This window comes from Variovorax sp. P1_H12_2 (assembly GCF_056405335.1).
Genome location: NZ_JBFUCI010000209.1, coordinates 1 through 10,742 on the forward strand (window position 1 = coordinate 1; position 10,742 = coordinate 10,742).

Here is a 10,742-nt window from a genome sequence, read left to right on the forward strand (position 1 = left end):
GCTCAAGGTCTACACCGGCCAGGCTGGCGGGCCGATCGCCGACCTCGCCAAGCTCATCGGCCAGGTGGTGTCGGTCGAGCGGGCGCCGATCCGCTTCACGGTGAACGAAGGCAAGGGCGAATTGGAGATCGGCAAGAACTACTACGCCGAACTCGAGCCCTATCGCGGCGCGACCGGCGGTCAGACCACTCTCTCCGACACCGTGTTCTCGACCGTGCCGGGCGCGCCGGTATTCGTCGGCAAGGCCCCGACCTATCGTTCCAAGAACCCCGCCCTCGGCATCGACGTCGACATCAAGAACCACAACGCCCTGCAGAGCACCTTCGTCTTCGACGCGTGAGCGGTGCCTCGATGAGTGCCACCGCGGGTGCCAGGTCGGCGCGCCCAGCGCCGAGCGGTGCCTCCCGTCACCGTCGCGTGTTCCTGGCGGTCCTGGCCGCGCTGATCGCGTTCGCATGGCTGGTGTTGTGGGCCTGGACGCGCAGCCCGTACGGACGCTATCTCGAGCACGACGACTGGACGTCTTCGGGACCGGCGGCGTTTCTGTGCCGTGCCGTTCCGGCCGGCGGTGTGGTGGTACCCCTGGTGCTCTACGCCGCCGCCTGGATCTTGATGACGGCCGCCATGATGCTGCCGACGACCCTGCCCTTGTTCAACGCCTTCGACCGGTTGACGGCCCAGCGCCCGGACCATGGGCGCCTGCTGATGCTGCTCGGCCTCGGCTACATGGCGGTGTGGGGCGCCTTCGGGCTGCTGGCGCATTTGCTTCACGCCGGCGTGCTGTCGGTGCTCGCGGCGGCGCCCACGCTCGCCGGGCATGGCTGGCTGATCGGCGCCGCGACGATCGGCTTGGCCGGCGCCTTCCAGTTCAGCAAGCTCAAGCACCGCTGCCTGGACAAGTGCCGAACGCCCTTGAGCTTCGTCATCGAGCATTGGCGCGGTCAAGCCCAGGCGCGTCAGGCCTTCGCCCTCGGCGTGCACCACGGCCTGTTCTGTGTGGGCTGCTGCTGGGCGCTGATGTTGTTGATGTTCGCGCTCGGCACCGGCAGCCTCGGCTGGATGCTGCTGCTCGCCGCCGTGATGGCGATCGAGAAGAACCTTCGCTGGGGCCGGCGTCTCAGTGCGCCACTCGGATTCGCGCTGCTGGCCTGGGCCATCGTCCTGGTGGCCACCCATGCCTGAGGCGCGCGGCGGCCTGCCCGCGCTGCGGACGATCCTCCTGACCGCGGCGGCCATGCTCGCCTTCGCCGCCAACTCGTTGCTGTGCCGGCTCGCGTTGCAGCAAGCCAGCATCGATCCGGCCAGCTTTTCCAGCATCCGGCTGGTTGCCGGAGCGCTGACGCTCGCCGTCATCGTGCGGCTCAGGCCGGAGCGGGCATCGCAGGGCCGGGTCGACTGGCTCGCCGCTGCGATGCTGTTCGCCTATGTCGCGTTCTTCTCCTTTGCCTATCTCAGCCTGTCCGCCGGCACCGGTGCGTTGATTCTGTTCGGCGCGGTTCAACTGACGATGTTCGGCGTGGGACTGCGCGCCGGCGAGCGCTTCGGACCGATCGCGTGCATCGGTCTGCTCCTGGCCGTCGCAGGGCTCTTCTACCTGGTGTCGCCGGGTGTCGCCGCGCCGCCGCCGCTGGGTGCCGCCTTGATGGCGATCGCCGGCGTGGCCTGGGGCGTGTACTCGCTGCGCGGCCGCGGAACCGCGGACCCGCTGGCCGCGACGGCGTCCAACTTCGCGCGGGCGGCGCCGCTTGCGCTGCTGCTGAGCCTGCTGTTCGCCGCCAGGGCGCAGGCGGATGCCGGCGGGGTCGCCCTGGCGATCGCCTCGGGCGCACTCACCTCCGGCATCGGCTATGTCATCTGGTATGCCGCCCTGCCCGCGCTGTCCGCCATGCGCGCCGCCACCGTGCAGTTGTCGGTACCGCCCATCGCCGCATTCGGTGGCGTGCTGTTCCTGTCGGAGGCGATCACGCCGCGCCTGGCCGTCGCCTCCGGGGCGATCCTCGGCGGCATTGCGTTGGTGCTCGCCAGCAGGTCCCCCAAGGCGCGACCCTAGCGCGACAGGCCGGCGACTTCGGCCTTGTCTGCAGGGCCCCGCTCAGCGCGGTTCGACGGCCGGCGGGTCGGCGCTGTCGAGCCACGCGTTGACCAACGTATAGGACACCGCCAGCAGGACCGGGCCGACGAAGATCCCGACCAGTCCGAAGCCGAGCAGCCCGCCGATGACGCCGGCGAAGATCAGCAGCAGCGGCAGGTCGGCGCCGCGCTTGATGAGCATGGGACGCAGGAAGTTGTCCATGGTGCCGACGATCAGCGTCCACACCAGCAGGAAGATGCCCCAGCCGGTCGAGCCGTTCCAGAAGATCCAGATCGTGGCCGGGGCCAGCACCAGCGTCGGTCCGAGTTGGACGATGCACAGCATGAACATCACCGCGGTGAGCAAGGCGGCAAAGGGCACGCCGGCAATGGCCAGGCCGATGCCGCCCGTCACGGCCTGGACGATGGCCGTCACCCCCACGCCCAGCGCCACGCCCCGGATCGCCTTGCCTGCCAGCACGACAGCGTCTTCCCCGCGCGGACCGCCAAGCCTGCGGCCGAAGCGCCGAACTTCGGCGGCCGCCGATTCGCCCTGGGCGTACATCACGCCCGCAATGACCACGGTCAGCAGGAACTGCAGCGTCAACGCACCCACGACGCCGGCCTGCGAGAACAGCCAGCCCGTGACGCGCGAGGCATAGGGGGTGACCTTCGCCTCCAGGCCGGAAACGCCCGAGGCCACGAGTTCGTCCCAGGCCAGCACCAGCTTCGGCCCGACGAAAGGCACGCGGCCTAACCAGTCGGGAAGCTGTGGCGGCCCCTTGCTGATCTGCGACTTGAACCAGGCGACGACTTCGTCGGCATTGGCCGCGATCGTCGAGATCGCCATGGTCAGCGGCAGCACGAACAGCAGCAGCAGGATCAGCAGCATCACCAGCACCGCCAGGCTGCGACGATTCCACAACCGGGCCTCGAACCACAGCAGCGCCGGCCAGGTGGCGACCACGACCATGACGGCCCAGATCGTGGCGCCGAGGAAGGGGCGAAGGATCCACAACGAGGACCCGATGAGCAGGACGATGGTCAGCACGCCGAAGGTGATCTTGGCGAGGTCGGAGCGAGTGTCGATCATGATGTTTCACTTCCTTTCGGAGGCCTCGCAGTGCGCGCGACGCTCTTCCGTATCAAGGCGTGCCGATCGTAGCCGAGGTCGGGCCGCGGCCCTGCACACACTCAGGAGGGCTTTTTCTTCCCCGTCCCCGGGGCGGGGCGAAGCCTCGCCAGCTTCAATGCCTCAGCGCCCATCGAGCCAGTCCAGCGACCGCCTGTCGACCAGCGAACGACTGAACATTTCGCAATGGCCGAATGGGCAGGACGGGTTCGTCGCGTAACGCCAAGGCTCGATCGAAAAGCTCGATCTGCTTGCGGTACAACGTGACCAGGCGCGGGTCGACCGGCCGTCCATACAACGGGTGGTAGGACTTTCCGTGGCAGCACGAGGCGCGGAGCAGCAACTCGTGCGCTCTCGCACGGTGCCCCTTGGCCAAGGCCGCGTCGCCCTCGGCCGCCAGGCGGCCGCCGGCTGCGGTCCAGGCCCGGTGGAATGCATCGTCGTCGCCTTCGCCGACGACGCGCGCCACGGCCTCGATCTCGCCGTAGTCCGGGCCGCCATAGGGGATGTATCCCAGCGGCCAGGTGCCCAGGCGTTCATGCAGCGTGTCATTGAATAGCTGTCCCATCGGGTCTTCCTCGAAGACCAGAGAGCCACGGACGGCCGGTGGCTCTGGTCGATGTTCGATTCTGCGGCAGGGATGGGCATGCACGACGCCGGGCCATGTTGCGCATGAAACCCCCGGGCTTCACGTCGGCGACGCGCTGCAGATCTGCGTCATTGCGCTGATGTCCGGGATCGGCGAGCGCTTGGCGGAGAACCACTCCTTCGACCAGCGCGAAGCCGACGCACTGCCGAGCTCGAGGCCGTCACGCAGCCACCCGGCCACCTGGATGGACGACTTGTCGCGCTTCGCACCCGCATCGGCGACCGGGACCGGGCGCGCCGGCGGCGTGCTGATCGGGCACGAGGCGGCGGGCACCGCGTCCCAGCGCTTGAAGGTCTCCTTGTACTTGACGCCCGATGCCGGGACCGCATTGACCACCGCCGACGGACCGCTCTGGCCCACGTGGCCGAGGCGGTTGGTGATCACCGGCTCGGGCATGGCATAGCCGCCCGCGCCGTAGAGCGAGCCGCCGGCGCGCGCGTCGCAGGTCGACGGGCCGGGCGAGTAGCTGGCGTCGTTCACCACCACCGAGTAGTTGGTGCAGCCCTGCGTCGGGCAGGGGAAGTAGGTCTCGAGCTCGTCCGCTCCCGGGCAGGCCGGGTCATCGCCCGGCTTGCCGCTGCAACTGCCCACGGGCGCCGCCCCCTTGGCGTTGGGGCTGTCCTGCACCACGTAGAAGAACAGCATGCCGGTGGCGCTGTCGAAGTAGTACTTGTCGAAGGAGGCCGGCGTGCCGTCTGCATTCGTGATGTCGGCGATGCTCGAGGCCGGGCTCAGGGTCTTTCTGGGGAAGACACACACGGCCTGGCCCGCCTGGTCCCTGGCCTCCTGCAGGCCGCCGCAGCCGGTCTCGGGCCGCAGCATCACGCCCTCGGCCGGGCAGCCCTTGCCGCCCCCGGCCATGTTGGTGCCCGGGTTCTGCTGGTCGAGGTTGAAGCAGTTCTGGCCGTCGTACAGGCCCGACAGGCGATTGAAGCTGCGCCGCACCGCCAGGTCGTTGAAGTTCACGCCGTTGCCGCCCCAGGACTTGTAGCCGCGCGTGATCGTGAAGGCGCCGGTGGGCGGAACGCTGGGCGAAGTGCCCTGGGCATTCGAGTAGCAGATGCCCACCCGCACGTGGAAGGGCTTGTTGCCCATGTCCGACTTCACCGCGTCGGTGAGGCCGACGCGCACCATGCCCGGCATGCCGGTCGAGGGCGCGCTGGCCTTGTGGCCGGCGTCGCTGCTGGGCGCGGTGCGCACCGTGTAACCGGTGCCGCTCGCGACCTTGGGCTCCCAGATGTCCAGCCCGTTGCGGCTTTGCAGCACCATGCGCTGATGCTCGCCCGCGTCGGTGGAGTCCTTGACGAAGACCATGTCCTGCCAGGACTCCGGCGTCGGGTACATGGCCTCGAATTCGAGCGAGGCCATGTTGCCCGGCGAGATCATCGAGGTGGCGCGGCCTTCGTACTGCTCGTCCTGCGAGCCCGTGGCCAGGCATTCGTCGACCGCGTTGCCGGTGCGGTTGAAGGGCAGGTTGTTGAGCGAGATCGGATACTCGTCGGRCACCCGCACCCCGTTCGCATCGACCACCTGCAAGCCCGTGAGGGAGCCGTCGAGGTCGATCACGGCGGTGTTCTTGTCGCCGTCCTTGAAGGTGTTCACGTTGACCCGCTCGGTGTAGATCTGGTGGCGCAGGTCGACGTTGTCGAAGCTCAGCGCCTTCACGACCGTGGCCGTGGGATAGGCGCTCTGGTTGGACTGGAACCAGCCCAGCGCGGCATCGCCTTCGTAGCTCGTGTAGGCATCGAGGTCCGGGAAGTTCGGCTGCTTGCTCCACACGAATTGCTTCAGCGCCGTGCGATCCTCCACCGTAAGGGAATCCGTGATGTCCTTGCGGAAGTTCACGAAGTGGTTGCGGATCACCCGCACCGGTCCGTCGTAGATCATGTAGCCGGCCGAATTCCAGCGCGGCGACGGGTAGCCCTTGTCCATGATCTCGTTGGCCCGCGGGTTGCGGTCGACGCAGCCGTAGCCGTCCCCGCTGGTCGGCGGGCAGGGTCCCCAGCGGTCGACGTTGTTGGTGCTCATGCCCACCATCACCGAGTCCTTCAGCAGCGACCACACGCCGGGCCCGTTGCCGTCGGGGCCGCCCGAGCTCACCAGCGTCACCGATTCCCGGTTGGTCGCGAAGCGCCCGGTCTCGACCGCGTTCCACATCGGCCGCACCCAGACGCCCCGGTTGCGGATGCGCGTGGCCGTGAAGCCCTTGAAGTGCGAGATCACGTTCTGCCCCGAGTCCGTGCCGTCGGCGGTGGGGAACATCTGGCCTGACTTCACCGGCAATTCCTCCTCGCCGAACAGGCCGTCGAAGCAGCCATGCGCCCGGTTGTTCAGGAAGGAGCCCAGGCGCTCGAAGCGCTGCTTGCCCGTCGCGGGCGGCACGTACCAGTAGGCCTTGCCGGTGCCCTGGCAGCCGGCGATCGAATTGCCCTCGATCCGGGTGCCGGGGTTGCCGATCCAGAAGCCGCTCGACTGCTCGACGTACATCAACTTCGAGTCGGGCGCGCAAGGGGCTTCCTGCGCGAACACCAGCGCGCCCGGCACTCCGGGGTCCGCCTTGTAGCAGCTGCCGTGCATGGGGTTGGCCTGACTGTCCGTGTTCGGCACGTTGAGGCTGTCGTACTCGTGGCCCGCGACCTTGACCAGGTTGTCGCCTTCCCACCAGTTCTTCACGAGTTTTTCCTCGTCGTCGGTCCTCGGCACCTTCGCTTCGTCGATGCCGAAGTGATGGCTCATCGCGCCGATGCCCAGGTTGCCGATGAAGCTGCCGCCCTGCTCCTGGGCCAGCTCCTGGTAGAAGAGGTGGCCGACGGCGCGCGCGCAGACGTTGTTGGTGATCGCCACGCCCTGGCTCATGTGCACCGTCACGCACTTGTTGTAGCTGTGGTGGATGCTGTTGCTGTCGACCAGGTGGGGCCCGGCCTGGCCGGTCATGTGGAAGTGGATCGGATAGCTGCCCAGGCGTGYCTTACCGAACTTCTCGAGTTCCACGCCCTGGATCTTGGCCTCGGCGAAGCCGGCCAGGATGCGGATCTCCCCGCCCCAATGGGCGTTCTGGTCCTTGGCATCCGCGCTCGCGGTGGCCGGCGTGCGCGCGCTGAAGCTGATGCTGCGGCTGATCAGCCCCACCTCGCTGCGCTCGTCGACGCCATAGTTGGTGCTGGCGTCGGCGCCGTAGTTGGCCTCGGAGGGCAGGCCCGGATCGGCACCGCCGAAGTGGTAGTGGCGCAGCGGCTGCGCCAGCGTCAGCAGGCTGCCGCTGCCCGCGGCCTCGACCGATGCGATCTGCACGAACTCCGACTCGAAGGGGCTGAAGCTCGAGGTCGCGACCACGATCCAGTCGCCCGCCTGCCATCCGCCGCCGTCGCCCTTGCGCACGTCGGCCGCCAGGTACAGCCGGCGTTCGCCGCTCGCGGCCACGGGCGCGCCGATGCCCTTGTCGGCCGCCTGGTAGCGGATGGGGCCGGCGGGACGGCTCAGATGCGTCCAGCTGACACCCTTGGGCGCCGCGCCCTTGGCGCCGTACAGGCGCAGGATGCCGCCCATTCGCACTTCGATGCCCTTGTCGGAGCCGCTGTCGATCGCCGGGTCCGAGGGGATCTGGGAGCCCGTGAAGGTGACTTTCACGCGGCCTTGGGGATCGCCGTCGTTGCCCACCGGGCAGCTCTCGGTGCCGATCGACAACGTGCCCGCCACGAGGATGCCGGCGGTCTCGACCTCGAGCGTGCCGCCGGGAATGATGTGCGGCACCGCGAGCTTGCCGTTGGCCGCGATCGTGATCTTGCCGAGCGCGTTCTTGTCCTTGTCGGTGAACGACTGGTCGATGACCACGCGCGGCCCGCAGCCGCCGTCGCCGCCGATGGTCACGTTGCGCTTCGCGTCGAACGTGCAGGACGAGAGCGGGACCGTATCGCCTTCATCCTTGGAAAGAAGAAGGCTCTTCGCGCTGCCGCCGCTCACGCCGTCGAAGGCCGTGGCGCAAGGCGCCGCGACCCCTTGGGGCACGGTGGCGAGCAACGGATAGCCTCCGTTGGATCCACCGCAACCGGCCAGGACCGTCAAGGCCAGCAGCAAGCTGCTGCGAACTGCAAAACTGAGCATCTTCATTCCTCCAAAAATCTTCGAGAGTCCACCGGACCGGATGGAACGGGCTAGGGCGTTTTCGTGAACACCCCGCGCGCGATGTCCTGGGCGTAGTACTCGATCTGCAGGCTCTCCGACAGCCCCGAGACGCCGGGCCTGAAATCGATTCTGGAGAGCGATCCTGGCTCGGCGTTCTCTCCGAACAGATCGAAGACGAAGGTGTTGCCGTTCCAGTGCCGCAGCGTGAAGGTCCTGGCGCCCGCCGGCCCCATCTTCAGGACCAGGCCGCCGCCGTTGGCTTCCACCACCGCGCGGCCGTAGTAGTTGTTGGCATAGGTGCCGGTGTAGGCGTTGCTGCCCAGGGGGGCCACGGGCTGGGCCGCCGGCTGCTGGCCGACCAGCGAGCCGTCGAGGGCATACAGTTCCGCCATCCTGGCCCCGTAGGCGACGTACCAGTCGCGCGAGACCTGGCCGAACTCGACCAGGTCGTCGAAGGCGGCGTTCAAGGCCTCGGCGGCCCCCACGGGCGCCGCGTTGGTGAGCGTGACGATCGCGACCCCCGCCGACGGGATCATCGAGAAGGCCGTGCCCGCGCCGAGCAGGAAGGCGCCCGAATGGCCAAGCTTGACGCGCCCGGAGGGCGAGGTGCCGACATTGAAGCCGTAGCCATAGAAGCCCGCGCGCGCCGACGCACTGGTGGACGGCGAGGACACGATCTGCGCGCTGATCGCGGGCAGCAGGGCCTCTGCCTTGACCACCGGGCGTCCCTCGTACGACCCGTTCTGCAGGACCAGCGACATCCAGTGCGCGACATCGTTGACGCTGGAGCTGACACCGCCCGCCGGCGACTGCGCATCGGGCCGGCGCTGGTACAGCGCCTGGTAGCTTCCATCGCGCTTCACATGGCCCGAGGCCCGGTTGCCGCGCTGCATGAAATCGGCGAAGCGGGAACTCGTGGACGTCATGCCGAGCGGCTGGTAGAGCGTGCGCTCGGACAGCGTCGCCCAATCGAGCCCGGCCGCCGTAGCCGCGGCCTCGGCCCCGGCCGTCAGGCCGAAATTCGTATAGGTGTACGTGGTCCGAAAGGGCTGCAGCGACACATAGCGCAGGCGCTGCAGCACCTGCTGGCGGTCGTAGCCGAGGTCCTCGAGGTGATCGCCGACGTGCGGCCCAAGGCCGGAGCGATGGGCGTAGAAGTCGCCGATCGTCACGTGCTGCGTGGTCCAGTCGTCCGACAGCGCGAACCCGGGCAGCTGGGTCGCGACGGGCGTGTCCCAGGACACCGTCTCCTTGCCCACGAGCCCGGCCACCACGGTCGCGCCGATCGGCTTCGACATCGATGCGAGTTGGAACACGGTGTCCGCATCGACCCGTTCGGGCGAGCCGATCCGGCGCACTCCGAAGCCCTTGGCATAGACCGTCCTGCCGTCCTTCACCACGGCCACCGCCATGCCCGGAATGTTCGATCGGCGCATGATGTCGGCCGCCAGTTCGTCCAGCTTGGCCACGGCGGCATCGATCTGCCCTGCCGGAATGGGGGTCGCGTAGGTCTCCGAAGGCGACTGCGACCCACCCCCGGCCGGGCCGGCATTCGCCGGTGCGGGCACGAACACCACCCCGCCGTCGCCGCCGCCGGCGCCGGCGCAAGCGGCCAGGGCGAAGCTGGCGCCCAGAACCACCGCCTGCGCACCCCTGCGCATGGGACTTCTTGCAGACATCGAGTTTGTTGTTTTCATTGATGCGTCCGAGTTCGGACGCGCGATTGTGTCTGCGTTCGTGGGGTTGTCCAAATTACGGATGTAGCGACCCCGGCGCGCGGATATCGACCCACGCCTGGGCCTGGCTGAGCTGCTGCGCCACCCGTCCGTCCTGATGACCTTACCGCCGAGGGTTTTAGCACTCTTCGAACGAGCCCTATCGACATCCCGCGATCGGGATTGGGCAATCCATTGGGCAGGCACAGCACCACGTAGTGGTCCTGCAATGCATCCAGCACGCCGACTCATCGAGGTCGGGGCGCTCGCTCATGCAGTGCCTATGAGGGGATCACGGCGACCGGGCCCTGCAACCGCACACGGCACCGGGGGGGCATCTGGGGCACGCCCTCTGCATGGGGCGAGAAGATCGTCAGCAGGCGCGCATCGTCTTCGCAGTCGCAGTTCAAGGCCGGTCCGCATTTCGTCGGAAATGGTCGAGCCCGCGGCGTAGCGGCGGGGCGCCATGTGCGCCATATTGGCCCCGACGGAAATGGCCGATGATCGCTGCATGCCCGAAATAGGCCAGCCTCGCGCAAGCACCCGCATGACCAGCGCCACCGCCGTCGTGCTGCTGGGCCTGCGCGGCCTGCGCTCCGTGCACGGCGGGCCCTTCGATCTCGACATCGGACGCGGCGAATGCGTGTCGCTCATGGGACCTTCGGGCTCGGGCAAGAGCCTCCTCATGCGGCTGATCGCCGACCTCGACCCCGGCACCGGAACGGTCTGCCTGCATGGCCGCCAGCGAAACGCCTGGAGCGCGCCCGAATGGCGGCGGCAGGTGGTGTACCAGGCCGCGGAGCCGGCCTGGTGGGCGCCCACGGTGGCCGCGCATTTCGCCTCGGACAAGGTCGACGCCGCCCGTGCCATGCTGGGCGAACTCGGCCTGCCGGAGGCCATCCTCGATGCCGAGGTCGCTCGCTTGTCGACCGGCGAGCGTCAAAGGCTGGCGCTGCTGCGTTCGCTTTCGCTCCAGCCCGCGGTGCTGTTGCTGGACGAGCCCACCGCCGCCCTGGACGCCGCCTCGACGACGGCGGTGGAAAACCTGCTGCGC

The 10,742-nt window shown here is 68.4% G+C and carries 8 protein-coding genes; 4 read left to right on the forward strand and 4 right to left on the reverse strand.

The window, feature by feature from the left end; all coding sequences use genetic code 11:
• The 3 genes from AC1D2K_RS20115 to AC1D2K_RS20125 all read left to right on the forward strand — a co-directional run.
• Positions 1-340 (forward strand): DUF1326 domain-containing protein (locus AC1D2K_RS20115; RefSeq protein ID WP_478090595.1); only part of this gene is annotated, 340 nt, incomplete at its 5' end.
• Positions 341-351: 11 nt separating this feature from the next.
• A complete protein-coding gene (locus AC1D2K_RS20120) occupies positions 352-1,182 on the forward strand; it encodes a DUF2182 domain-containing protein (protein ID WP_478090596.1) in 831 nt (276 codons plus the stop codon).
• On the forward strand, positions 1,175-2,050 hold the full coding sequence (locus AC1D2K_RS20125) for a DMT family transporter (protein ID WP_478090597.1): 876 nt from the start codon (positions 1,175-1,177) through the stop codon (positions 2,048-2,050). Before AC1D2K_RS20120 ends, AC1D2K_RS20125 begins: the two co-directional genes overlap by 8 nt.
• 42 nt (positions 2,051-2,092) lie before the next feature.
• Here AC1D2K_RS20125 and ydiK read toward each other — a convergent pair whose 3' ends face one another.
• The 4 genes from ydiK to AC1D2K_RS20145 all read right to left on the reverse strand — a co-directional run bounded on the left by ydiK (position 2,093) and on the right by AC1D2K_RS20145 (position 9,634).
• Positions 2,093-3,163: an AI-2E family transporter YdiK gene (gene ydiK, locus AC1D2K_RS20130; RefSeq protein WP_478090598.1), complete on the reverse strand. Its 1,071-nt coding sequence runs from the start codon at positions 3,161-3,163 to the stop codon at positions 2,093-2,095.
• 154 nt (positions 3,164-3,317) lie between these two features.
• Entirely contained in the window at positions 3,318-3,770 is a 453-nt protein-coding gene (locus AC1D2K_RS20135; protein WP_478090599.1) for a hypothetical protein, read from the reverse strand.
• Positions 3,771-3,890: 120 nt separating this feature from the next.
• Positions 3,891-7,952: a G8 domain-containing protein gene (locus AC1D2K_RS20140; protein WP_478090600.1), complete on the reverse strand. Its 4,062-nt coding sequence runs from the start codon at positions 7,950-7,952 to the stop codon at positions 3,891-3,893.
• 50 nt (positions 7,953-8,002) lie between these two features.
• The gene (locus AC1D2K_RS20145; RefSeq protein WP_478090601.1) at positions 8,003-9,634 is read right to left on the reverse strand and encodes a serine hydrolase; all 1,632 of its coding nucleotides are present in this window, start codon (positions 9,632-9,634) and stop codon (positions 8,003-8,005) included.
• A gap of 601 nt (positions 9,635-10,235) precedes the next feature.
• On the opposite strand from AC1D2K_RS20145, the gene AC1D2K_RS20150 reads away from it, so the two are divergent.
• Positions 10,236-10,742: ABC transporter ATP-binding protein (locus AC1D2K_RS20150; RefSeq protein WP_478090602.1), on the forward strand; the 507-nt coding region annotated here is incomplete at its 3' end.

Excerpts from the sequence above, each read along its gene's own strand:
- AC1D2K_RS20120 (WP_478090596.1), top strand. The coding sequence starts at position 352 with ATGAGTGCCACCGCGGGTGCCAGGTCGGCGCGCCCAGCGCCGAGCGGT.
- AC1D2K_RS20125 (WP_478090597.1), top strand. The coding sequence starts at position 1,175 with ATGCCTGAGGCGCGCGGCGGCCTGCCCGCGCTGCGGACGATCCTCCTG.
- ydiK (WP_478090598.1), bottom strand. The coding sequence starts at position 3,163 with ATGATCGACACTCGCTCCGACCTCGCCAAGATCACCTTCGGCGTGCTG.
- AC1D2K_RS20135 (WP_478090599.1), bottom strand. The coding sequence starts at position 3,770 with ATGGGACAGCTATTCAATGACACGCTGCATGAACGCCTGGGCACCTGG.
- AC1D2K_RS20145 (WP_478090601.1), bottom strand. The coding sequence starts at position 9,634 with ATGCGCAGGGGTGCGCAGGCGGTGGTTCTGGGCGCCAGCTTCGCCCTG.